The organism is Kitasatospora sp. NPDC057500 (assembly GCF_042802195.1).
In the GTDB taxonomy this organism is placed as follows: Bacteria; Actinomycetota; Actinomycetes; order Streptomycetales; family Streptomycetaceae; genus Kitasatospora.
The window spans coordinates 1-23,022 of the sequence record NZ_JBHVER010000135.1; the positions used below are offsets into that span (position 1 = coordinate 1).

22 protein-coding genes are annotated in these 23,022 nt (G+C 75.1%); 11 read left to right on the forward strand and 11 right to left on the reverse strand.

Annotated features, from left to right (window positions below):
- Positions 1-3: 3 nt before the first annotated feature.
- Complete coding sequence (locus ACFU74_RS25145) at positions 4-372, reverse strand: PRC-barrel domain-containing protein (protein WP_380760542.1); 369 nt, start codon at positions 370-372, stop codon at positions 4-6.
- Positions 373-595: 223 nt separating this feature from the next.
- Here ACFU74_RS25145 and ACFU74_RS25150 point away from each other — a divergent pair, with 223 nt between their 5' ends.
- Positions 596-1,666 (forward strand): mechanosensitive ion channel family protein, encoded by a 1,071-nt coding sequence (locus ACFU74_RS25150; RefSeq protein ID WP_380760544.1) that lies wholly within the window; start codon positions 596-598, stop codon positions 1,664-1,666.
- 5 nt (positions 1,667-1,671) lie between these two features.
- Here the strand turns inward: ACFU74_RS25150 and ACFU74_RS25155 are convergent, their stop codons facing one another.
- Entirely contained in the window at positions 1,672-2,658 is a 987-nt protein-coding gene (locus ACFU74_RS25155; protein WP_380760546.1) for a YihY/virulence factor BrkB family protein, read from the reverse strand.
- Positions 2,659-3,950: 1,292 nt separating this feature from the next.
- Between ACFU74_RS25155 and ACFU74_RS25160 the strand changes: the two genes are divergently transcribed.
- From ACFU74_RS25160 to ACFU74_RS25170, 3 genes are all read left to right on the forward strand, one after another.
- The gene (locus tag ACFU74_RS25160) at positions 3,951-4,412 is read left to right on the forward strand and encodes a pyridoxamine 5'-phosphate oxidase family protein (RefSeq protein ID WP_380760548.1); all 462 of its coding nucleotides are present in this window, start codon (positions 3,951-3,953) and stop codon (positions 4,410-4,412) included.
- 100 nt (positions 4,413-4,512) lie between these two features.
- Entirely contained in the window at positions 4,513-4,791 is a 279-nt protein-coding gene (locus tag ACFU74_RS25165; protein WP_380760550.1) for a hypothetical protein, read from the forward strand.
- Positions 4,792-4,855: 64 nt separating this feature from the next.
- A complete protein-coding gene (locus tag ACFU74_RS25170) occupies positions 4,856-5,107 on the forward strand; it encodes a hypothetical protein (RefSeq protein WP_380760552.1) in 252 nt (83 codons plus the stop codon).
- A 129-nt stretch (positions 5,108-5,236) separates the two neighbouring features.
- Here ACFU74_RS25170 and ACFU74_RS25175 read toward each other — a convergent pair whose 3' ends face one another.
- The 4 genes from ACFU74_RS25175 to ACFU74_RS25190 all read right to left on the reverse strand — a co-directional run bounded on the left by ACFU74_RS25175 (position 5,237) and on the right by ACFU74_RS25190 (position 10,856).
- Positions 5,237-6,340 (reverse strand): glutamate--cysteine ligase, encoded by a 1,104-nt coding sequence (locus ACFU74_RS25175; protein WP_380760555.1) that lies wholly within the window; start codon positions 6,338-6,340, stop codon positions 5,237-5,239.
- Positions 6,341-6,386: 46 nt separating this feature from the next.
- Entirely contained in the window at positions 6,387-8,621 is a 2,235-nt protein-coding gene (locus tag ACFU74_RS25180; protein WP_380760557.1) for an MMPL family transporter, read from the reverse strand.
- Between the two features lie 155 nt (positions 8,622-8,776).
- Positions 8,777-10,411, reverse strand: a complete 1,635-nt coding sequence (gene abc-f, locus ACFU74_RS25185) for a ribosomal protection-like ABC-F family protein (RefSeq protein WP_380760559.1) — start codon at positions 10,409-10,411, stop codon at positions 8,777-8,779.
- Between the two features lie 277 nt (positions 10,412-10,688).
- Positions 10,689-10,856, reverse strand: a complete 168-nt coding sequence (locus ACFU74_RS25190; protein WP_380760561.1) for a hypothetical protein — start codon at positions 10,854-10,856, stop codon at positions 10,689-10,691.
- Positions 10,857-11,012: 156 nt separating this feature from the next.
- Here ACFU74_RS25190 and ACFU74_RS25195 point away from each other — a divergent pair, with 156 nt between their 5' ends.
- The gene (locus ACFU74_RS25195) at positions 11,013-12,242 is read left to right on the forward strand and encodes a cytochrome P450 (RefSeq protein WP_380760563.1); all 1,230 of its coding nucleotides are present in this window, start codon (positions 11,013-11,015) and stop codon (positions 12,240-12,242) included.
- A 35-nt stretch (positions 12,243-12,277) separates the two neighbouring features.
- On the opposite strand, the gene ACFU74_RS25200 is transcribed toward ACFU74_RS25195, so the two are convergent.
- The gene (locus ACFU74_RS25200) at positions 12,278-13,282 is read right to left on the reverse strand and encodes a S41 family peptidase (RefSeq protein ID WP_380760565.1); all 1,005 of its coding nucleotides are present in this window, start codon (positions 13,280-13,282) and stop codon (positions 12,278-12,280) included.
- Positions 13,283-13,386: 104 nt separating this feature from the next.
- Between ACFU74_RS25200 and ACFU74_RS25205 the strand changes: the two genes are divergently transcribed.
- Together ACFU74_RS25205 and ACFU74_RS25210 are read left to right on the forward strand one after the other, a co-directional pair.
- Entirely contained in the window at positions 13,387-13,911 is a 525-nt protein-coding gene (locus ACFU74_RS25205; protein WP_380760567.1) for an ArsR/SmtB family transcription factor, read from the forward strand.
- 247 nt (positions 13,912-14,158) lie between these two features.
- The gene (locus ACFU74_RS25210; RefSeq protein WP_380760569.1) at positions 14,159-14,746 is read left to right on the forward strand and encodes a hypothetical protein; all 588 of its coding nucleotides are present in this window, start codon (positions 14,159-14,161) and stop codon (positions 14,744-14,746) included.
- A gap of 60 nt (positions 14,747-14,806) precedes the next feature.
- On the opposite strand, the gene ACFU74_RS25215 is transcribed toward ACFU74_RS25210, so the two are convergent.
- Together ACFU74_RS25215 and ACFU74_RS25220 are read right to left on the reverse strand one after the other, a co-directional pair.
- Positions 14,807-16,000, reverse strand: a complete 1,194-nt coding sequence (locus ACFU74_RS25215) for a hypothetical protein (RefSeq protein ID WP_380760571.1) — start codon at positions 15,998-16,000, stop codon at positions 14,807-14,809.
- A gap of 142 nt (positions 16,001-16,142) precedes the next feature.
- The gene (locus ACFU74_RS25220; protein ID WP_380760573.1) at positions 16,143-16,634 is read right to left on the reverse strand and encodes an HPP family protein; all 492 of its coding nucleotides are present in this window, start codon (positions 16,632-16,634) and stop codon (positions 16,143-16,145) included.
- A 177-nt stretch (positions 16,635-16,811) separates the two neighbouring features.
- On the opposite strand from ACFU74_RS25220, the gene ACFU74_RS25225 reads away from it, so the two are divergent.
- The 3 genes from ACFU74_RS25225 to ACFU74_RS25235 all read left to right on the forward strand — a co-directional run bounded on the left by ACFU74_RS25225 (position 16,812) and on the right by ACFU74_RS25235 (position 20,364).
- On the forward strand, positions 16,812-18,017 hold the full coding sequence (locus tag ACFU74_RS25225; protein WP_380760575.1) for an amidohydrolase: 1,206 nt from the start codon (positions 16,812-16,814) through the stop codon (positions 18,015-18,017).
- Positions 18,018-18,369: 352 nt separating this feature from the next.
- Complete coding sequence (locus ACFU74_RS25230; protein WP_380760578.1) at positions 18,370-19,917, forward strand: threonine/serine exporter ThrE family protein; 1,548 nt, start codon at positions 18,370-18,372, stop codon at positions 19,915-19,917.
- A 93-nt stretch (positions 19,918-20,010) separates the two neighbouring features.
- Positions 20,011-20,364: a zinc ribbon domain-containing protein YjdM gene (locus ACFU74_RS25235; protein WP_380760581.1), complete on the forward strand. Its 354-nt coding sequence runs from the start codon at positions 20,011-20,013 to the stop codon at positions 20,362-20,364.
- Between the two features lie 56 nt (positions 20,365-20,420).
- Here ACFU74_RS25235 and ACFU74_RS25240 read toward each other — a convergent pair whose 3' ends face one another.
- A complete protein-coding gene (locus ACFU74_RS25240; protein ID WP_380760583.1) occupies positions 20,421-20,783 on the reverse strand; it encodes a hypothetical protein in 363 nt (120 codons plus the stop codon).
- A gap of 53 nt (positions 20,784-20,836) precedes the next feature.
- Positions 20,837-22,219 carry a cytochrome P450 gene (locus tag ACFU74_RS25245; RefSeq protein ID WP_380760585.1) on the reverse strand — a complete coding sequence of 461 codons (1,383 nt, stop codon included), beginning with the start codon at positions 22,217-22,219 and terminating at the stop codon, positions 20,837-20,839.
- Between the two features lie 316 nt (positions 22,220-22,535).
- On the opposite strand from ACFU74_RS25245, the gene ACFU74_RS25250 reads away from it, so the two are divergent.
- Positions 22,536-22,982 (forward strand): peptidoglycan-binding protein, encoded by a 447-nt coding sequence (locus ACFU74_RS25250; protein WP_380760587.1) that lies wholly within the window; start codon positions 22,536-22,538, stop codon positions 22,980-22,982.
- Positions 22,983-23,022: the final 40 nt, after the last annotated feature.

Genomic DNA, 23,022 nt, shown 5'->3' on the forward strand with positions numbered 1-23,022 from the left:
GCGTCACATGATGTGGCCGCCGTAGAAGGGGGAGTAGTAGAGCGCGTAGCGGTCGCGGAAGTCGGGGCCCAGGTCGGACTCGGCGGCGCCCATGGTGGGGCTGTTCTTGATGTCGTCCTTGGTGCGGTCCACGTAGACCTTCTGCTCGCCGATCTCGATCCGGATGACCGTGCCGGCCGGCAGCAGCACCAGTCGGCCGAAGATCCACGGGCCGGTGTCGACGACCAGGTACTGCGAGCCCACCTCCTCGGAGAGCTTGTCGACCTTGCCCACGGGGCCGTCGACGGCCTCCACGTGGAACCCGATGAGGTCGGTGCCGGCGGTGTGGCCGGAAGTGTCGCGGAACCGCCAGAGGTTGACGTCCTCGTTCATGTGTCCTTCTCCCTTCCGTCGTTGGGCCGGTGATGCGCCCCGGCGCGGCGGGTGCGCGGGGGTCGGGTGCCCCGGTCGGCGCGATCCATGCCACCGCGGCGGCAGGCGGTGGACGGCAGGTGGCAGATGCCAGGTGTGCGCGGTCCGAGCCGGGAAAGACGGGGCCGCGGGTCGGGCGTGCGCCCGGGCGCCCACGAGGAGAGACCCGAGAGGAGAGCGGGACATGGGGTGGAGTCTGGTACGGCTGGCGCTGGCCGGCCTGGCGGCGGTCCTCCTGGCGTACGGCGCGGACCGGGCCGCGCTGGCCGCGGCCCGGCGGCTGGCGGCGGGCGGCCGCAGCACCGGCGTGCCGCGCGTGCTCGCCCGGTGCCGCCGCCCGCTGCTGGCGCTGACGGCCTGCCTGCTGGTGCTCGGCGCGCTGCCGTGGATCGACGCGCCGCTCGCCACCCGGGACGGCCTGCGGCACCTGGTGCTGATCGCCGCGATCGCCTGCGGCGGCTGGCTCTGCGCCCGGGTGGTGGCGCTGCTGGTGGACGGCACGGTCCGGCTCGCCGTGCACCGCCGGGACCCCGACTGGGCGGGCCGCGCCCGGACCCAGGCCGACCTGCTGGGCCGGATCTGCCAGGCGGTGATCGGCCTGGTGACCCTGGGCGCCGTCCTGATGACCTTCCCCGCGGTGCGGGGCATCGGCACCAGCCTGCTCGCCTCGGCCGGCCTGGTCGGCGTGGTGGCGGGCGTGGCGGCGCAGAGCACCCTCGCCAACGTCTTCGCCGGCGTCCAGATGGCGTTCGGCGACCTCGCCCGGATCGGGGACGTCGTCGTGGTCGCGGGGGAGTGGGGCACGGTCGAGGAGATCACCCTCACCGCCGTGGTGATCGCGACCTGGGACCAGCGGCGGATCGTGATGCCGATGTCCTACTTCGTCGGCCGCCCGTTCGAGAACTGGTCCCGCCGCTCCAGCCGGATCACCGGCACGGCCCTGCTCCACCTCGACCACCACGCCCCGGTCGGCAAGCTCCGCGAGGAGTTCGACGCCTTCCTGGCCGGCAACCCGCTGTGGGACGGCGAGGGCAGCGCCCTCCAGGTGGTCGACACCACGCCCACCACCATCGTGGTGCGCGCCCTGGCCACCGCCGCGAACGCCGACCACGCCTACGAACTCCGCTGCCAGCTGCGCGAGCACCTCATCGGCTACCTCCGCGACCACCACGCCTACGCCCTCCCCCGGGTCTCGGTGACCGACGCCCCCGGCCCCCGCCCGGACCCCACCCGCCCGGACCCCGCGGCCCGGTAGGCCGCTCACCCCGCCTTGTCGGGGCCGTCCCCGTCGTCGGGATCCTGGAAGGAGACGTCGACGTGCTGCTCGGGGCGGCGTTCCTCCTGGCGGGCGACGGAGGCGAGGACCTGTTCGTCGGCGTCGGTCAGCGGAGGCTGGAGGAGGCTGCGGGGCCACAGGCGGCGGGCGAGGACGACGTCCGTCTCCGCCGCGTAGACGGTGACCTGCGCGGTCAGGTAGAGCCAGGACAGCAGGCCGATCACCGTCGCGAAGAAGCCGTAGACCTGGCCGGCGTGCCGAAGCTGGTGCGCGACCAGCAGCGAGCCGAACGTCTGGAGCGCGGTGAACAGCGGTCCGGCCAGCAGGCAGCCCGGCCACAGCGACCGGGTCGGCACCTCGGAGGGGGTGAGGACCCGGAAGCACGCCAGGCACAGCGCGGTGTTCAGGAGCGCCGAGACGACGAGTGCCCCGATCCGCGCGGGCAGCCCGCCCAGCGTGGTGCCGACCAGGGCGGCGCCGGCCGTGGTCAGCAGCAGGCCGGTGCCCAGGACGGCGAACAGCAGCAGGCCGCGGGCCAGCCGGGGGAAGTAGCCGGGCCGTCGCACGCCGGGCACGTTCCAGATCTCGGCCATCGCGTGCTGGAGCACCTGGGCGATGCCGAGGGCGCCGTAGAGCAGGCCCAGCACGCCGATGACCAGCGCCAGGCCGCTGCCCTGGAGCGCGTGGGTGCTCTGGCGCAGCTGGTCGCCGATGATCGGGAAGTCGGCGAGCGCGGAGTCCACGACGGCCTGCTGGGCGCCCGGATGGCCGTGCAGCACGAAGCCGAGCACGGTGCTGAGCAGGAGCAGCAGCGGGACGAGCGCGACGAAGCCGTAGTAGGTGAGCAGCGCGCAGAGCAGGCCGCCGCGGTCGTCCCCGTACTTCTTGAGGACACCGACCACGACGGCGGACGGACGGTGGCGTTGCTGGCGGCCGTCCAGCGCGCGAAGGGCGCGTTCGATCGGATTCACGCCCGCGCGTCTGCCCCCGCTGCGCGGCGGGACACCTGGGTCCTCCCCGCTGGATCCGGTGGACCGGCGTGCGGCGTCCTGCTGCCCGTTCGGGCGGTGCGCGCCGCGCCGGGATCCGGGGGCTGCCGGTGGGGCGGGGAGTCGCCCGGGTGTGACGGGGTGGGCCCGTTCGCCGGTTGTCGCGGGCGCGGGCAGCCGTGGGCGGACCTCGGGGCAGGCGTGCCCGGCCGGACGGCCGTTACCCGCCGGTCACCGGTGACGGACCGTCAAGTCGGAGGCGAGGCTTGCGGCGAGGGCCCGGCGCCGGTGGACGTCGGGAGCCGTCGTCCGCTGCCCCCGGGCGACCGGGCCCTCGCACGCCATCTCGCGCCCGCCGGACGGGCGGACGGGTCAGCGGGAGGACGAAGTGGTCTCGGCGGCCGCGTCACGAGCGATTTCCGGGTCGACGCCCACAACGGCGCCTTCGTGCAGCTGGAAGTGATCGGCACGGACTCCCGGCACTGGTTCGACAACCGGGCGGTGAACGGCAGCTGGAGCGGCTGCTTCCGGTGACCGGAGGCCACGCCGTCCGCCCCACGGCGGCCTCCTGCAACTGAAGGCCCGGGGGGCGGACGGCGCCGGCCTCGCCGGCGTCGGCGAAGCAGAGGGTGTCGCGGCCGCTGTTGTTGTGGATCTCAAGGGGAACGCTGTCGGGTGGATCCGAGGGGAGGCTTCCGTGGAAGTGCGGGGAGGGCGGGTGCGGCTCACGGGGCGGCGATCGGTGACCCCCGGTGGTATCCATGGGCGGCCGTCCGATGTCCGCACGGCGCGACGGGCCGTACCGCATTGCGGGCGCCCGCCTCGGGTGGGAGCGTGCGGCGGCCGAGCGTGCTCGTCCGTTTGTGTCCCGCGCGGCGTGCGGAAGCGGAACGTCCGCACGGAAGCGCGTCCGCCGGAAAGCGGACGGCCCGGTCCCGTTCCTGGGGCGCGGCGCCGGGCCTCGTCGGCTCCGGGCGTGGGAGCGGTGCTGCTCCGCGGCCGGAACGGTGGCCCGCCGGGTGGGCGCCGGGCGGCCGGATCGGCTCTCACCGGCGGGGACGACCGGTACTGCGGGTTCGCCGGGATTCGCCGGCCGCAGGCCCCCTTCTGGCCGATGTCCGACGGGGAGGGGGAGCCCGGGGCCGCAACCGAACGCGCCCGCAAGCCCCGCCCCCGGCCCGGGGCGCGGCCCCGCGGGCGGTGTGTCTCGGCCGCTGGACGTAGGTCCCGCGCCCCAGGTGCGCACCGGGCCCGCCTGGCTAGGGTCGGTCGTCATGAAGATCACGGAGACCGTTCGCCGCACGACCGCGGAGCGCAAGCGCGACACCCTGGAACGGCTCGACAACGAGCGGGATGTGTGGGTGTCGACGGCCCACCCCGAGCACGGGCCGCATCAGGTGCCGCTCTGGTTCCTCTGGGACGGGCGCGCCGTGTGGCTGTGCACCACCGCGGCGTCCGCGACGGCGCGCAACCTCCGCGCGCAGCCGCGCGTGCACCTGGGCCTGCCGGACACCTTCGACGTGGTGCTCCTCCAGGGCGAGGCGGAGTGCTTCCCCGACCAGGAGGTCGACGCGGGCGCGGCGCAGGCGTACACCGGCAAGTTCGGGTGGGACCCGCGCGGAGAGGAGGGCTCCTTCGTCTACATCCGCGTGGTCCCGACGACTGTGCGCGCCTGGCGCGGCGAGCCGGAGCTGCGGGGGAGGGTCGTCATGCGCGACGGCGCGTGGCTGGACTGATCGGCCCGCCCCGTGCGCCGGTTCCCGGACGTTAGCGCCCGGGAAAGCGGGGAAGCCGAGCGCCCGGCACGGACTTGGCGAGCGCGAGGAGGCGGACACGGTGGACCGGCGGCGGGAACGGACGGCGGCGGCAGGGGACGGCCGAGCCCCTCGCGTGGCGCTGCGCGGCGCCGGCCTGCGGCTGCGCAACCACGCCTGGGAAGCGCTGTGCGGGGCGCGCCCCCGGAGCGTGCCGGCGCTCGGCCTGCTCTCCTCGGGCCTGCTGGCGGCTGGGCTGCGCGGCTGCGCGCCGGGGGTGTTCTGGACGTCCGTCGGCGGCTGCGCCGTGCTCATGGGCACGGCCTTCGGCCTGCTGCTCCGCTGCCGCCCGGCGGATTGACCCGGCGCGGCCCGGGCACGCGCGAAACGACCGGGGGATTCCGCTACGAGGCGAGGAGAAGACGGTGGAGGACATCCCGCAGGGCGGTGCGGGCGGCGTGCCGCCGCACCACGACACGGACGACGGCGAGGGCGGCCGGGAACGGCGGGCCCCGCAAGCCCCGGCCGAGGCCGGGGGCGACGCCACCACCGTCGAGCCCGGCCGGGCCCGGCGCCTGGCACCGGGCGAGGCTGGCGGCTCCGGTGACCCTGACGAGTCCGACCTGGACGAGCCGGACGGCGACCCGGACGGCGGCGACCCGGACGACCGCCCGTGACCGACCCCGACCGACCCCGACCGATCCCGACGGGCCCTGACCGGTCCCGCCCGAGCCGCCGCCGCACCCCCCATGCCGGGCTGCCCGACCGTGCGTCGGCAGACGGGCCGTCGGCGGACGCGTCGCGGGCTACCGGTCCGGGCGGACGGTGGATGCGATCAGGTGCTCGGTGAGGCCCTGTCGGCCGCCCTCGTCGTACCAGCGGCGCTGGCGGTCGGCGCCGTTGCCGGTGCGCTCGAACTCCGTCCACAGCTCCGCGATCCGCCCGGTGTCCCCGGTGGCCCGCAGCCCGGGGGCGAGGTGGGCCCGGAACTCTGCCAGCACGTCCGCGGCGGGGCGGGCCGTCCCGCTGACGGGTGAGACCAGCCGGCCGCGCGGGCCGGTGCGCGCGGCGTGCCAGGTCGCGGCGCGCAGCAGTTCCTCGGGCACGGCCGGGCGCGGCGCGCCGTTCCGTTCGTCCAGCACGGAGCGCACGACCAGGGCGCGCACCAGGCCGGCGAACAGCTCGGTGTCGGCGACCGTCAGCTGCACGTCCGCCGCCCGCACCTCCACCGTCGGGTAGCGGCTGGAGAGCCGGGCGTGCCAGTAGACCTGCCCCTCGTCGGCGATCGCCCCGGCCGCCCCGAGGGCCGCCACCCGCCGCCGGTAGTCGGCGGCGTCGGCGAACGCGGGCGGCGGGCCGCTGACCGCCCACTGGTCGAAGTGGACCGTCCGCCAGCTGGCGAAATGGGTGTCCCGGCCGCGCCAGTACGGCGAATTGGCGGACAGCGCGATCAGCACCGGCAGCCACGGCCGCAGCCGCACCAGCGCGCCGAGCCGCTCCTCCTCGTCCTCGACGCCCACGTGCACGTGCATGCCGTTGAGCATCAGGTCGTCGACCAGCGCCGGTGCCTCCCGGCGGGCCCGGCGGTAGCGGCTGCCGTCGGTGACCGGCACCGGTTCGTCCAGCCCGAACGGCGCCGCGCCGACCGGGACGACCCGGCACCCGTGCTGCGCGGCGGCCGCGTTCAGCCCGGCGCGCACCCGCGACAGGTGCCGGGCCACCGCCGGGAGGTCCTCGCAGACGGGGGTGGCCGTCTCCACCTGGACCTGGAGCAGCTCGGGCTGGGCCTCCTCGGGGCGCAGCGCCGGCGCGAGGTCGGCGGCCGCCAGCACCTCGGCCGCCCGGGGCAGGGGGGTGCCGTCCCGCGGATCGATCAGCAGGTACTCTTCCTCGACTCCGAGTGTCAGCATGAACCGCCGCTACCCGGAACCGCGCGTTCCACGCCCCCGGTCGAGCCTAGGCCTTCTCGCCCTCGCCCTCGGTGTCGATGTGGGGGAGGATCCGGTCGAGGAAGCGCGGGGTCCACCAGGCGGAGGCCCCGAGCAGGGTCATCACGGCGGGCACCAGCAGCAGGCGGACGATGGTGGCGTCCACCAGCACGCTGACGGCCAGGCCGAGGCCCATCATCTTGATGACGATGTTGTCGCTGACGATGAACGCGGCGAACACGCTGACCATGATCAGCGCGGCGCAGGTGATCACCCGGGCGGTGATCTCCAGGGCGTGCGCGACCGCGTCGTGCGGGTGGCCGGTGCGCACCCAGGCCTCGTGGACGCGGGAGAGCAGGAAGATCTCGTAGTCCATGCTCAGCCCGAAGACGATGGCGAACATCATCATCGGCACGTAGCTCTCGATCGGCACCTTCCCCGCCACACCGAGCGCCGGCCCGCCCCAGCCCCACTGGAAGACCGCCACCAGGACCCCGTACGAGGCCGCGATCGACAGCAGGTTGAGCACGGCGGCCTTGACGGCGACCAGCAGGCCGCGGAAGACGGCGAGGATGATCAGGAAGGCGAGCCCGACCACCACCGCGATGATCAGCGCCAGCCGGCTGGACACGATGTCCAGGAAGTCCACCTGGGCCGCGGTGTTGCCGGTGACGTACGTCTCGGCGCCGGTGCCGGCCACGGCGTCCGGCAGCACGCTGTCCGACAGCCGGTTCACCAGGTCGGTGGTGGCCTGGTCCTGGGGCGCGGTGGTCGGCACCACGGTGTTGAACAGCACCACGCCGTCCGGGCTGGTCTGCAGCGGGCTGACGCTCGCCGCGCCGGGCAGGCCGGTGAGGGCCTGCTGCACCGAGGTCTGGACGGCGGGGCGGTCGCCGGCGGCCACGGCGCTCTGGTCGACGACCAGGGTGAGCGGCCCGTTGGAACCGGGCCCGAACGCCTCGGACATCAGGTCGTAGGCACGCCGGTCGGTGAAGTCGGTGGAGTCGGCGCCGTCGCCGATGTGGCCGAGCTGGATGGAGAACAGGGGGATCGCCAGCACCACGAGCGCGACCACCCCGGCGATCAGGTACCGCCAGGGGTGCGCCTCGACCCGCCGGGCGTAGCGGTGCCAGGCGCCGGTGGTCTCCCCGCCCGGGGCGCCTCCGGTCTCGGCGATCGGGTGGCGGACGGAGATGCGGTCCATGTGGCGGCCGAGGAAGCCCATCATCGCGGGCAGCAGGGTGAGTGCGCCGAGCACCGCCGAGACGACGGTGACCGCGGCGGCGGCGCCGAGTTTGGCGATGAAGGAGATGCCGGACACCGAGAGCCCGGACAGCGCGATGATCACGGTGCAGCCGGAGACCAGCACGGCGCGCCCGCTGGTGGCCACCGCCTGCCCGGCGGAGGCGACCGGGTCGACGCCGTCCATCAGGTTCTGCCGGTGCCGGGTGAGCAGGAACAGCGCGTAGTCGATGCCGACGCCGATGCCGATCATGGTCGCCAGGGTGGGGGCGACCGTCGCGAACGTGGACAGCGCCGCGATCAGGCCCAGCACGCCGAGGCCGACCACCGCCGCGAACAGCGCGGTCAGCAGCGGCAGCCCGGCCGCGAGCAGGCTGCCGAACCCGACCAGCAGCACCACGATCGCCACCGCGAAGCCGATCGCCTCGCTGGAGCGGTCGTCCGGCGCCGGCCGGGCCAGCTCGCCCAGCGGTCCGCCGTACTCCACCTGCACCCCGGCCTCCCGCAGCGGGGCGACGGCGGCGTCCACGCCGTCCAGGTACTCGTCGCCGAGCAGGGTGGGGGTGGTGTCGAAGCGGACGGTGATGTAGCCGGTCAGCCCGTCGGTGGACAGCGGTCCGCCGGGCGGTGCGGGCTGCCCGGGCGGCGGCAGCGGGCTCTGCGCGCCGAGCACGTGCGGCAGCTGCTGCAACGAGGAGACGGCCTGGGCGATCTGGGGCTGGAAGCCGGTCAGCGGCTGGGCGTCGTGCAGCACCACCTGGGAGCTGGTGCCCGCGGCGGCCGGCTCGTGCGCCTGGAGGACGTCCTTGCCGAGCTGGGCCTGGGTGCCGGGCAGCGAGAAGTCGTCCGAGTAGCTGCCGCCGACGGTCTTGTTGGCGGCCTGGACGGCGGCCAGCGCCACGATCCACAGCACGATGACCAGCAGCGAGTGACGCGCGCACCACTCGCCGAGGCGCCGCAGGCCCGCGCGCTTGGCGGCGGGCGCGGCGGCCGAGGTGTCGCGGCGGCTGGACGGCGGCATGGACGGCTCCCGGGGTGTCTCCTGCGCGGCAGTGGTGCCGATCCGGCGCAGCGTTCCCCGGCGGGTCGCGCCGCGCACCGGTACCGGCGGGTAGTCGCCCCGCCGGCGGTGCGCGGCGGCCCGCCGGGCAACGGCCCGCCGCCCGCCGCGTGCCGTCAGCGCACGGGCGCCGCCGTCTCCCGCAGCTCGCCCTCGGCCAGGTGCAGCCAGCGGGTGATGCCGATCTCGCTCAGGAAGCGCTCGTCGTGGCTGACCACCACGAAGGCGCCCCGGTAGGCGTTCAGGGCGTTCTCCAACTGCCCCGCGCTGACCAGGTCGAGGTTGTTGGTCGGCTCGTCCAGCAGCAGCAGGTGCGGGGCCGGCTCCGCGCACAGCACGCAGGCCAGCGTGGCGCGCAGCCGCTCGCCGCCCGACAGCACCCCGACCGGCAGGTGGGCGCGGGCGCCGCGGAACAGGAAGCGGGCGAGCTGGTTCATCCGCTCGGCCTCCGGCCGCTCCGGCGCGAACGCGGCGAAGTTCTCGGCGACGGTGCGCTCCGGGTCGAGCAGGTCCAGGCGCTGGGAGAGGTAGGCGATGCGCCCGTCGGCCCGCCGCAGCTCGCCGCCCCCGGGGGCGAGGTCGCCGGTGAGCAGGCGCAGCAGGGTGCTCTTGCCCGCGCCGTTGGCGCCGGTCAGCGCGATCCGCTCGGGGCCGCGGACGGTCAGGTCGACGCCGGGGCCGGCGAAGACCTCCCGCTCGCCGAGCCGCACCCGCAGCCCCTCGCCGAGGAACAGGGTGCGCCCGGCGGGCACCTGGGTGTCCGGCAGGTCCACCGTGATCCGCTGCTCCTCGCGCACCGCGCGCCCCGCCTCGTCCAGGCGCGCCCTCGCCTCGCCGACCCGGCCGGCGTGCACCTGGCCGGCCCGGCCGGCGGCCTCCTGCGCGCCGCGCTTCATGTTTCCGGCGAAGATCTTCGGCAGGCCCGCGCTCTTGAGGTTGCGGGCGGCGTTGCTCTGCCGGCGGTCGGCCCGCTCGCGGGCCAGCTGCATCTCCCGCTTCTCCCGCTTGAGTTCCTGCTCGGCGTTGCGGACGTTCTTCTCCGCGACCTCCTGCTCGGCCCGCACGGCCTCCTCGTAGTCGGTGAAGTTGCCGCCGAACAGGCGCAGTTCGCCCCGGTCGAGTTCGGCGATGCGCTCCATCCGGTCGAGCAGCGCGCGGTCGTGGCTGACCAGCAGCAGACAGCCGTGGAAGTCCTCCAGGGTGTCGTACAGCCGGCGGCGGGCCTCCAGGTCGAGGTTGTTGGTGGGCTCGTCGAGCAGCAGCACGTCGGGGCGCCGCAGCAACTGGGCGGCGAGGCCCAGCGAGACGATCTGGCCGCCGCTGAGGGTGCGCAGCGTGCGGTCGAGGGTGAGCGCGCCGAGGCCCAGGCGGTCGAGCTGGGCGCGGGTGCGCTCCTCGATGTCCCAGTCGTCGCCGATGGTGGTGAAGTGCCGTTCGTCGACGTCCCCGGACTCCACCGCGTCGATGGCCCGGACCACCTCGGCGACGCCCAGCACCTCGGCGACGGTCAGCTCGGCGGTCAGCGGGAGGTTCTGCGGCAGGTACCCGAGGGCGCCGTCCACGGTGACCGACCCGGCGGTGGGCCGCAGGTCGCCGGCGATCAGCCGCAGCAGCGTGCTCTTGCCGCTGCCGTTGGGGGCGACCAGGCCGGTGCGGCCGGAGCCGACGGCGAAGGAGAGGTCCTGGAAGACGGGGGTGTCGTCGGGCCAGGAGAAGGACAGGTTGGAGCAGACGACGGAAGCGCCGGACATGAAGGTGACCTCACGGGATGACGGCTTCAGGGGGCAGGGAAGGACACACCTGTCCCCTGGGCGGACAAGGGGAAGAAGGGGACGACAGCCGGGCCGCGGCAGCGGTGCGTCAGCGCACCGGCGAGCGGCCTGTCGGTCCGGGGATCACCCGGAGATGTCGTCGTCCACCACCATGTCCGGTCTCCTCGACTAGGGATCAACGTTCTCGTCACCCTAGCAGCACGGGCCCCACGCCGCAGGTGGATTTCACAGGGGCCCGCGCGGCCGGGGTGCGCGGTCAGAGCCGGTCGGCGTCCAGGACGGCCCGCACGAACGCCCCGGGCGCCTCCTGCGGCACGTTGTGGCCGACCTCCGGCAGGGTCCGGTGTTCGTTCCCTCCGTGCTGCGGCCGCGCCGGCCGGTACGAGCCACTGTCGGGGGTGAAGCCGCTGCTCGCATCAGTCAACTGACGCTGGGACGACTGTTCGGGTGGTGCCCCGCAGTGGTGTCGTCCGCACCGGGAAGGCCCTCTCGACGCGGTGGACACGCGGCGGCATGCTCATCCCCGTGCGCGGTCCCGCCGCGCGCCGCACCCCTGCACCGTCCGACCGAAGGAGCCCCCGTGGACCGTCTCGTGCTGGACCCGACCGGCCGTGACCGCGACGCCGAGACCGCCGAACTGCACGCCCGCGGACCGGCGACGCCCGTCGACATCCTGGGGGTGAAGGCCTGGGCGGTGGCCGACCCGGACCTGCTGGAGGACCTGCTCAAGGACCCCCGGGTGTCCAAGGACGGACACCAGCACTGGCCCGACCTCCCCGAGGCCGCCGCCACCTGGCCGCTGGCCCTGTGGGTGACGGTGCGCAGCATGTTCACCGCCCACGGGGCCGACCACCGGCGGCTGCGCCGACTGGTCGGCACCGCCTTCACCGCCCGCCGGATCAACGCGCTCACCGGCCGCGTCGAGGAGCTGACGGACGCCCTGCTGGACGGCCTCGCCGCGACCCCGCCCGGGACGCCGGTCGACCTGCGCGAGCGGCTCGCCTACCCGCTGCCGATCCAGGTCATCGCCCAACTCCTCGGCCTGCCCGATGCATTGATCGACCGCTTCCGGGCCCATGTCGACGGTGCCTTCGACACCACGCTCACCCCCGAGGAGTCGGAGGCCAACGCGGTGTCCTTCTACGGGATGATCAACGAGCTGATCGCCGCCAAGCGGCGCGAGCCCGGCGACGACCTGACCTCCGCGCTGATCGCCGCCTGCGAGAACGAGGCGGGCGCCGCCGAGGGCGGCGACGCCGGACTGAGCGAGCAGGAGCTGATCGACACCCTGCTGCTGGTCGTCTCGGCCGGCTACGAGACCACCGTCAATCTGATCGACAACGGCATAGCCAATCTGCTCACCCACCCCGAGCAGCTCGCCCTGGTGCGCGAGGGCGAGGTCGGCTGGGACGACGTGGTCGAGGAGACGCTGCGCCGCGACGCGCCCGTCGCCCACCTGCCGCTGCGCTACGCGGTGGAGGACATCGAGCTGCCGGGCGGGGTGACCGTCCGCCGGGGCGAGGCGATCCTCGCCGCCTACGCCGCCGCCGGGCGCCACCCCTCCCGGCACGCGGACGGCGCCGTCTTCGACCTGACCCGGGCCGACAAGGACCACCTCGCCTTCGGCCACGGCGTGCACTTCTGCCTCGGCGCCCCGCTCGGCCGCCTGGAGGGCCGCACCGCCCTGAGCAGGCTCTTCGACCGCTTCCCCGACCTCGTCCTCGCCCCGGACGCCGACCTGCGGCCCGTCGAGTCGCTGATCTCCAACGGCCACCGCACCCTGCCCGTGCTGCTCCACGGCGCGGCCTGAAGCCGGCGCCCGGGGCCGGGGGCCGGGGCCGGACGTCAGAGCCTGGCGTCCGGCCCCGATGCCGGACGGTCCTCGGCCGGGCCGCCGAGCGCCCGTCGGGCCTCCTCGGCCGACGCGGAGCCGCCGCCGAGCCGGGCCACCTCGGCCAGCGCCGCGCGGTGGGCCACCTCGTCCGCCCGGGCCGGGTCCGTCGCGGTGTCCGGGACCACCCCGGTGCCCTCCCAGTTGCCGCCCGAGACCGGGTTGACCGAGCGGGCGACCGGGATGGTGGCCTCCAGGTGGGGGTGCAGGGTGAAGCCCCGGCGGGGGTTGGCGCCGCCGCCGGACACCTCGCCGACCACCACGGCGCGGCCGCGCTGCTGGAGGTTGTACGCGAGTTCCTCGCCGCCCGAGAAGGTGGCCCCGCTGATCAGCACGTAGACCGGCTTGGCGCCGCCGAAGCGCGGGCCGGGCAGTAGCGCGGGGCTCCAGAACTGCTGCTCGGAGCCGTCCTGGCGGTCGTAGAGGGTGTTGAGGTGGGTCGGCTCGTCGAAGAGGTGGCCGCAGATGTGGGCGCTCGTGTACGGGTGGCCGCCGACGCACTCGCGCAGGTCCAGGATCAGCGCCTCGGCCCGCGCGACCAGGGTGAGCGCGGCGTTCAGCGACTCGCCGGCCATGTCGAGCGGGAAGAGGATCGGGGCGAGCTTCAGCAGGGCGACGCCGCCCTCCAGGCGCTCGACCCGGGGGACGCCGCCGAGCGAGAGGTCGGCGCCCCGGGCCAGCTCGGCGAGGAGGGCGCCGTCCTCCTTCGCGGCCGGGATCGGGTCCGGGTGGAACTTCAGCCGCAGGTGGCCGTCGCCGTTGACCGCCTGGAGGTCCTCGGTGACCAGGCGCCCGAGCGTCTCGGCATCCTCGGCCCCCCGGTACCGGCCCCGGGACAGCGCCTCGTCGAGGCCCTCGGCGATCCGCTCGCCGATCTCGGGGAAGACGTAGAGCCGGGTCGTGAGCCGGCGCAACTCGGTGACGATCCCGGTGATCTCGGCCTGCCGAAGCCGCGTCATGAGCTGCCTCCCGCTGATGGTGATCGATCGATGGTGATCGATCCGGTCAGGCCGAGTAGAGCACGCGGCTTGCGAAAGCGTCAAGAAAGTTGGACGCTTTATCCATGGACGACCAGGGGCAGGACCGGGACCAGGAGCAGGGGCTCACCATCGAGAGCCCGCAGCAGTACAAGGCGCTCTCCCACCCGCTGCGCCAACGGCTGCTGCTGGCGCTCGGCGGGCGCTCCGCGACGGTCGGCGAGCTGGCGGCGGCGGTGGACGGCCGCAAGAGCACGGTGGCGCACCACCTCAAGGTGCTCCAGGAGGCCGGTGCCGTCCGGATCGTGGAGACCCGGAAGGTGCGCGGCGGCAGCGAGCACGTCTACCGGCGCGCCGCCCGGCGGATCACCGTGGCCGGAGGGGGCGCCGGGCCGGCCACCGCGCTGCTGGGGGCGGTGGCCGAGGAGTGCGCCGAGGCGCCGCAGGAGCCGCTGATGGTGCTGCGGCACCTGCGGCTGACCGCCGACCAGGCGGCACGGCTCGGCGCCGCGCTCCAGGACCTGGTGAACGAGGCTGCCGAGGCCACGGAGGGCGAGCCGGTGCACGGCGTGCTGGTCGCGCTCTACGAGCACGCCGCCGGGCGTGATTGACGCCGCGCCGCCGTCCCGTCCCCGGTGACTCCGCCGACCGTTTTCCGGAACACCGTTCCCAGGGATGTCCGGCGCCACAAAAGCCGACCGCCGACCGCCCGCTCCGGAATTTCCTCCGGAGCCCCCGCCGTTCGTTCCCGGGAATTCTCCTTGACGCCGGTAATCCCCGACGGGAGTATTTCCGGGGCCGCGCGCCCGATGCCGCGGTGCACGTGCACGACCACGGCAAGCTCGACGGAGGACCAGCATGGAGCAGTCGGGTACGTCCGCCATGCGTTCGACCACCGGTTCCGGCCGGCGGACCTTCCTGCGCGGCGCCGTCGGCGCGACCGCGGTGGGCCTGGCGGGGGCGGCCGGCATCGTCCGGGCCGAGGCCGCCCCGGCGCCCGCGCCGGCGAGGATTTCCGCCACGCAGAACAACTGGCGGTTCTGTCAGAAGTGTTTCGTGATGTATTTCTGGGGCTATCCGACCGACGGCGTCTGTCCGGCGGGCGGTTCGCACAGTGCGCAGGGCTTCAACTTCGTGCTGCCCTACGACGTTCCGGAGACCCCCACCGCGCAGCGTAACTGGCGGTTCTGCCAGAAGTGCTTCTCGATGTACTTCTGGGGCTACCCCACGGACGGCGTCTGTCCGGCGGGTGGCGCGCACAGTGCGCAGGGCTTCAACTTCGTCCTGCCGCACGACGTTCCGGAAACGCCCACCGCGCAGCGCAACTGGCGGTTCTGTCAGAAGTGCTTCTCGATGTATTTCTGGGGCTACCCGACGGACGGCGTCTGTCCGGCGGGTGGCGCGCACAGCGCCCAGGGCTACAACTTCGTCCTGCCGCACAGCTGACGCCCCGGCGGGCCGGGGCCGGCGGTCCCGGCCCGCGCGCGGGCGCCGGGGCCCGGGGCGTCAGCCGCCGGGGCGGGCCGTGGGCAGGACGGCGACGGACAGGGGGAGGCGGCCGACGGGGAGGCGGGTGGTGCGGCCGGTGGCGGTGTCGACCAGGGTGAGGCCGTCCCAGCCGCCCTCGCGGGTGAAGCCGCCCGAGACGTAGGCGGTGCGGGCGTCGGGGGAGAGGGTGACGCTCTCGTGCGGGCCGTCGAGGGGGACGACGCGTTCGGTGCCGTCGGGGGAGCGGATGGTGAGGGAGGGGCCGGCGTCGGCGGCGGGGTCGATCGGGCCGGTGCCGACGACGTAGAGGGTGCCGTCGGGGGCGGTGGTGGCACCGTGCTGGTGGGTGTTGGCGGTCATCGGTTCGACGGTGACGCGGCCGGTGGCGGGGTCGACGACGGCGAGCCGCTCGCCCTCGAAGGGCAGCAGCAGCGCGCCGTCGGAGGGGCGGACGGCGGTGTAGTGGGGCTTGAGCCAGGAGCCGAGGCCGCCCGCGGTGCCGTACGGGGCGACCTCGATGCGGCGGGTCTGCCAGGTGGCGGTGGAGACGGCGGTGACGTCGAAGGAGTCGTGGTCGGTGACGTAGACCCGGCCGCCGTCGGCGGAGACGTCCACGTCGAAGGGGCGGCGGCCGACCGGTACGACCTCGGTGACCTTCCGGGCGGTGGTGTCGACGACCTCCAGGGTGCCGTTGCCGCCGGGCACGTTGACGCCGACGTAGACCCGGCTGCCGTCCGGGGAGAGGGCGAGGCCCATGCCGCCGCCGCGGTACTCGCCGGTGGACACCGGGCCGGTGCGGGTGGTGTACGGGATCAGCGCGGTGCGGGTGCGGGTGGCGGTGTCCACGGCGGCCACGCCCTCGGCGGTGGCCACCCACGCGGTGCCGTCGGCGGCGACGGCGAGCCCGTACGGGGCGGTGCCGACCCGGACCGAGCCGAGGTCGGCTTCGGCCCCGGCGCGGGCCGGGTCGACGAAGGTGACGGTGTCCGCGCCGAAGTCGCTCACGAGGAGGGTGGGGGAGGAGGACGGGGACGGGGCGGGCTCGGGCTCGGCGGCCGGCGGCAGGGTGGCGGTCGGAGCTGCGGTCGCCGGGGAGGTCGCCGAGGCGGTGGCGGGTGCGGGCTCGGCGGCGGGCCCGGCGCAGCCGGCGAGCAGGGCGGCGGCGGCCAGCGCGGCGAGTGCGGCGGCCGGTGCCGGGGGGCGGATGGACAACGCGGGGCTCCTCACGGGGCGCGGGTCGGGCCCGACCCAGCCTGCCCCCTCGGGGCCCGCCCGGGATCGGCGGCCCGGCCCGTTCGGCGGCGCCGGTCGGCTGACAAGCGGGTCATCCGATCGGATGACCCGCTTGCGGCGTTCACCAGGAGAGCGGGTAGCGGACCGGGTGCCCGCCGATCCGGCCCGGCAGCAGGCCGATCGCCACCAGCAGGACGGTGGAGAGGGCCAGCAGCGGAAGGAACGGCCAGGCGTCCGGCGACTGGAGGACCACCACCACCGCGCTGGCGACGGCGGGGGAGTGCGAGACGTGGCAGAGCATCATCGCGCCCAGCGAGAGCCCGGCGGCGATCGCCGCGCCCCAGGCGGTGCTGCCGGTGACCGCGAGCGTCGCGTAGCCGATCAGGGCCGCCAGCAGGTGGCCGCCGATCAGATTGCGAGGCTGGGAGATCGGCAGCCCGGGCGCACCGTGGACCAGGGCCGCGCTGGCGGCGACCGGGGGTATCAGCAGCGGCTGGTGGACCAGCACGCCGATGCCGGCCAGCAGGAGCAGCGCCCCGATGGCGAAGGCGGACGCCCGCAGGGCGTGCAGCGGATGCGGACGGGGGGCCTTGGCGGGAGGCGGTGTGGACATGCGGGAGCGGCTCCGGGTGGGGAACGGGGGACCCGGGGATGATAAACAGACTGTTGCAAGAAAAGGTGGGATGTTTCGCCAGTTGGACAATCATCGGACACTCCGTGGACGGACCGGTGCCCGCGGCGGCAGCCCGACCACCCCAGCGACCATGCCCGTAGAGAGGGTTGACCCCCCATGGCCGGAACCGCCGCCACCGTCTTCCGCAACGTCCGCCCGTACGGCGCCGAGCGGCCCGTCGACCTGATCGCCGTCGACGGCGTGCTGGTCGAGCGCCTGCCGGACGGCGCCGAGCCGGACGTCGTGGAGGGCGGGGGCCGGATCGCGCTGCCCACCCTGGTGGACGCGCACATCCACCCGGACAAGACCGCCTGGGGCGAGCCCTGGTACAGCCGGCGCCCGGCCGGCGCGCTGCCCGAGTACGTCCAGGGAGACGTCGACCTCTACCACCACCAGCGCACCCCGCTCGCCGAGCGCGCCCACCGGCTGCTGGCCCACGCCGTGGCGTCCGGCACCCGCGCCGTCCGGGCGCACGTCGACGTCGCCCCCGCGTACGGGCTCGCCGGGGTGACCGGGCTGGCCGAGGCGCGCGAGCGGCTGGCTGGGGTGCTCGACGTCCAGCTGGTCGCCTTCCCCCAGCACGGCGTCCGCCGGACGCCCGGAGCGGGGGAGCTGCTGGCCGAGGCGGCGGCGAGCGGACTGATCGACGCGGTCGGCGGCATCGACCCGGCCGGCTTCGACGGCGGGCCCGACGGCGAGGGCCCCGCCCAGCTGGACCTCGTCTTCGACCTCGCCGAACGCCACGGCCTGCGGCTGGACGTCCACCTGCACGACCAGGGCGAGCGCGGCCTCGACCCGCTGCGCGACATCGCCGCGCGCACCGAGGCCGCGGGCCTGGCCGGGCGCGTGGTGGTCAGCCACGCCTTCTGCGTCCCGGAACTGGCCGGCGACCGGTTGGGCGCGCTCGCCGACCGGCTGGCCGAGGCCGGCGTCGGCCTCACCACCGTCGCCCCCTCGGCGCACCAGGTACTGCCGTTCCGTGAGCTCCAGGCGCGCGGCGTGCGGGTCGGCCTCGGCTCGGACGGCGTGCGCGACTCCTGGAGCCCCTTCGGCAACGCCGACATGCTGCACCGTGCCCACCTGCTCGGCTGGACCACCGACGCCCGCACCGACCAGGAGCTGGCCGACTGCTTCGCGCTCGCCGCGGACGGCGGCGCCGACCTGCTCGACCTGCCGCGCGCCACCCTGCGGCCCGGGTCCCCCGCGGACTTCATGCTGCTGGCCGGCGAGTGCCTGCCGCAGGTCGTGGTCGACCTCCCGGCGCGCGAGGTCGTCGTCCGCGCCGGGAGTGTGGTCGCCCGGGACGGCCGCCTCCTCGGCTGACGGTCCGGACGCGCCCCGGGCGGAGGCGAAGGCAGGGGCGAACGCGGTGGCGAAGACGGTGTCCGTGGCGCGTCCGGAGACGACCGGCGCGAACCGTCCGCCTTCACTCCACCCCGGTGCGCCTGCGTGCGCGTGGCGCGTTCACCCGGCGGTCGCAGCGGGTAGTCGTTCGCATACACTGGGCGACCCGAAAAGTGGGGGTGCTGGCCAGGGAGCGGCGATGCCGGAACACGAACAGCTGGGCCCGCGCGCCGAGCCCGGCGGCCCCGTTGGACCTCCCCGGCCCGCCGCGCCGTCCGGACCCGTCAGGGGAGCCAGGCCGCCGGCGCGGCCGGCGAAGGAGGCGGCCGCGGTGCCGCCCCAGGCCCGGCCGCCCCTCGGTGACCCGGCCGACACGGGGACCGTCGCGAACGAGCCGGTCGGCACCGGCCCGGGCGCGACCGCCTGGCCCGACCGGATGCTCCCGCTGCTCCGCACGCCCACCGCCGCCCGCCCGCTGCTCCCCGAGCCGCTCGGCGCCCACCGACCGGGACCGGCGGAGCTGGCGGCGGTGCTGGACCTCGCCCTCCTGGTGGGGGAGTTGCTGCTGGCCAGCGGCGAGGCGGCGGAGGACGTCGAGGCGGCGATGCTCGCGGTGGCACGCGCCTACGGCGTCCACCCGTGCGACCCGCAGGTCACCTTCACCCGGGTCGCCGTCTCCTGTCGGCCGGGCCCGTCCGAGCCGCCGCTGACGGCGGAGCGGTCGGTGCGCCGCCCGTCCGGCGACTACGCACGGCTGGCGGTGCTGTTCCGGCTGGTCACCGCGATCTCGGCGGGCGGGATCGACGTGGACGAGGCCCACCGCCGGCTCGCGGCCGGGCTCCTGGGCGGCCACCGTTACCCGGGGTGGCTGGTCGCGCTGTCCTGCGGGCTGCTCGCCGGGGCGGCGACGGTGCTGGTCGGCGGCCGCACCGACGCCCGGGCCGCGCTGGTGTTCACCAGCGCCTTCGTCGCCGCCATGGTGGGCGACCGGCTCGCCGTGCTGGTCGCGCGGCACGACCTCCCGGAGTTCTACCAGTTCGTGCTGGCCGCGACACCGGCCGCGCTGATCGGCATCCTGCTCTCCTTCAACGGCCTCCACCTGCGCGGCTCGGCGGTGATCACCGGCGGCCTGTACGCGCTCCTGCCCGGGTGGCGGCTGGTCGCCGCGGCGCAGGAGGGGCTCGCGGGCTTCTACCTCACGGCCGCCGCCCGGATGGTCGAGGCGCTGTACCTGATGACCGGCGTGGTGATCGGGGTGACGGCCGTGCTCTACGTCGGCATCAATCACGGCGCGGACCTCGCGGCCAGGGACTTCCCGGTCGGCGCGTCCAATCCGCCGCTCCAGCTCGTGGCGGCCGTCCTGGTCAGCCTGGCCTTCGCGGTGATGCTGAACACCGAACCGGGCGCGCTGCCCGCGGTGATGCTGAACAGCACGGCCGGCTGGACGACGTACGGCGTGCTGGTCGGCGCGGGCCGGCAGCCGATCGCCGCCGCCGCGCTGGCGGCCGGGCTGGTCGGGCTCTCCGGCCAGGTGCTGGCCCGCCACCGGGGAAGCTCCGCGCTTCCGCACGTGACGGCGGCGCTCGGGCCGCTGCTGCCCGGCTCGGTGCTCTACTTCGCGCTGCTCGCCTTCGTCCGAGGCGACGCCGAGGCCGGTCTGCGGGGCATGGCCCAGGCCTGCGCCATGGCCATGGCGCTCGCCATCGGCGTCAACCTCGGCCGGGAGGCCGCCCGGCTCTGCCTGCCGGCCCCTGCCCCGGTCCCCGCGCCGGCCCCTGCTCCGGTCCTGGCCCCTGCTCCCGTCCTGGCACCGCCTCCGGTCCTGGCCCCGGCCCCGGCGGTCCGCCGGCGCGCCCGGCGGGGCCGCCACCGCCGCTGAGCGGTTGAAAAATTCTTCATGTTCATAGATGCTGTCGTGCCGGTGGACCGGCATCGGCCCGGCACCTTCGAGCGACTGGACAGTCTGAATCACATGAGCGACAACCTCCCCGCCTGCCCCGAGTGTTCCGGCGAGTACACCTACGAGATGGACGCCCGCATGGTCTGCCCGGAGTGCGGCCACGAGTGGGACCCCGCCGCCGGCGGCGGCGAGGCCGCGTCCGGCGAGCGGGTCGTCAAGGACTCGGTCGGCAATGTGCTGAGCGACGGCGACACCGTGACCGTCGTCAAGGCGCTCAAGGTCAAGGGCAGCGCCTCCGGCATCAAGGCCGGCACCAAGGTGCGCAACATCCGCCTGGTCGACGGCGTCGACGGGCATGACATCGACTGCCGGATCGAGGGCTTCGGCGCCATGCAGCTCAAGTCCAGCGTGGTCAAGAAGGCCTGAGCCGCCGAGGGGCGACCGGGCGGCTGTGCCGGTCGGCGGTCAGCAGCGGTCGGACGTCAGCAGCGGTCGGCCGGGAACCTGGCGGTGATCGGCCCGCCGCGCCGCGCCCGCTCCAGCCACACCGGACGGCTGCCCAGCTCGGCGACCGGCGGCGTGACGTAGAGCAGCCCCGGCTCCTCGCCGGGCTCGGCGGTGTCGTAGGCCCCGGCCACCACCAGCCGCAGCGCCGTGCACACCGCCCACTCGGGGTCGGCCGCCGTGCCCGCCGGGTCGAGCCGGGCGGCCAGCCCGAGCAGCGCCTCGCGCAGGGTGCCGGTGAGGCGGGCGACGGGCGAACCGTCCAGGGCGGGGTGCCCGCTGGCGTCCCGATGGGCGGGTGCGGGGGTGGTGTCCGGTGTGGTTGCGGTCACAGGAGTCATGGCGAGGACGCTAGGGCAGGCGTACGACAATGCCCGGTCCTGCCGTGGGCGGATCACCCGATCGAGGGGCGCGGTCGGCCGGCCGGGGCGGTCCCGCGGGCGAGCGGCCGCAGCCGCAACCGCTGAGGTCGCAGCACCGTGGTCAGCCGCACCGGGCGGTCGTCCGCCCGTCGGCCCGCCACCGGGGCCGGGTGCCAGCGGGCGAGGACGGTGGCCAGCGCGATCGCGGCCTCGGCCCGGGCGTAGTCGGCGCCGAGGCACTGCCGGGGCCCGTTGGCGAACCCGGCGAACCCCCAGCGCGGCAGGGCGGCGGCCCGTTCGGGCAGCCAGCGGTCGGGGTCGAAGACGGCCGGGTCGGCGAAGATCCGCGGGTTGTGGTGCGCCACGTACGGACTGATCAGCACCTGGCTGCCGCGCGGCAGGACGCGCCCGCCGAGCTCCGTCTCGCGGGTGCAGGCGCGCAGCAGCACCCAGCCGGGCGGGTGGAGCCGCAGGGCCTCGGTCAGCACCCGGGCGGTGCGGGGGAGCCGTGGCAGGTCCGCCCACTGCGCGGCGCGGCCGTCCGCCAGCACCGCGTCGATCTCCGCCTGTACGTCGGCCAGGACCTCGGGGTGGGCCATCAGCAGGCGCAGCGTCCAGGAGAGCTGGGAGGCGGTGGTCTCGGTGCCGGCCAGCAGCATGGCGACGACCTGGTCGTGCAGTTCGGAGTCGGTGAGCGTCGAGCCGTCCTCGTCGCGGGCGGCGACCAGTCCGGCCAGCAGGTCGGTGCGGCCGGTGCCGTGCGCCCGGTGCTCGCGCACCAGGCCGGCGACGGTCCGCCGCAGGGTGCGGACGGCCGTGCGGTAGCCGGGCCCGGTGGGCAGCATCCAGAGCTTGCGCAGCGCGCCGGCGAACGCGGTCTCGAAGGCGTGCTGGAGCCGCTCGGCCAGCGCGTCCGGCACCTCGGTGCCGAGCAGGGTGCGCGTCACCACCCGCAGCGTGAAGCGGTAGCAGGCGGGGAAGACGTCCACCACCTCTCCGTGCCGCCAGGAGTCGGCCAGCAGTGCTGCCTCCCGGCTCATCACGGCGGCGTACGCGGACAGCCGTTCGGGGCGGAACTCCGGTTGCAGCATGCGGCGTTGGCGCCGGTGGTCGGCGTGGGCGCAGGTCGCCAGCCCGTTGCCGAGGATCTCCCGGAACCGCCCGTAGATCGGCCCGCCCTTGTCGAAGGTGCGGTCGTCGGCGTAGACCTGCCGCAGCAGTTCGGGATGGCAGGGCACCGCCAGGCGGTACGTCCCCAGCCGGAGCTCCACCAGGTCGCCGTACTCGTGCAGCCGCGCCAGGAAGCGCGCCGGATCGCGCGCCAGTGCGGGCAGGTGCCCGAGCAGCGGCACCGCCCCCGGGAGCGTCCCGTGTCGATAGGTCGTGGTCGCGGCATCCCGCGCTGACGAGGACACAGCAGCAGGGTAGGCGCCCCGGCGGGCGGCGGACAACCGGCGCGCGCGCCCACATGTCCGCGCGCTCGGCCGGACGGGTGGTAACGCGCCGCCGGTCCGCCAATTCCCATTCCGTGTACGGATCAGTCGGTGGGTGTCGATCCGAATCGGCGTCACCTCTCCTGAACTGCATGGATCCAGGAATTCCCGAACAAGTTCCGGCGGTTTCGGATCTTGCGTAGCACTGCTCGGAATTATGGAATGCGCGCGGATATTCGCATGCAATCGGTGCTAGCGTCGCTCTCGCCCCGATTCCCCGTACGAGGGAGTAAAGCCCATGGCATCGAACAGGCTCACGAAGGCGCTGGTGGGTGTTCTCACGGCCGCCACCCTCGGCATCGGCACCCTCGCCGGCGCCACCGCGGCCTCCGCCGCGTCCGCCCCGCAGGCCCCCGCCCGGACCGTCGGCGTCCGGGCCGTCAACAACCTCGGCCTCACCACCGCCGAGGCCCAGAGCGTCCAGTGCTACGTCCGCGACGCCGGCTACAACCCGGGCGCGATCGACGGCCAGCTCGGCACCAGCAGCTGGAAGGCCTGGCAGAGCTTCCTCAACGAGCTGGGCTACAACGCCGGAACCGTCGACGGCGCGGTCGGCCCCAACACCATCCGCGCCCTCCAGCGCTTCCTCGTCGACCTCGGCTACGACACCGGCGGCATCGACGGCGTCGCCGGATCGAAGACCAGGGCCGCCTGGAAGGCGTTCGCCCAGCTCGGCTGGTGCTGACCGGTCTCCTCCCACGCCGCAGGACAGAGCGGCCCGGGCC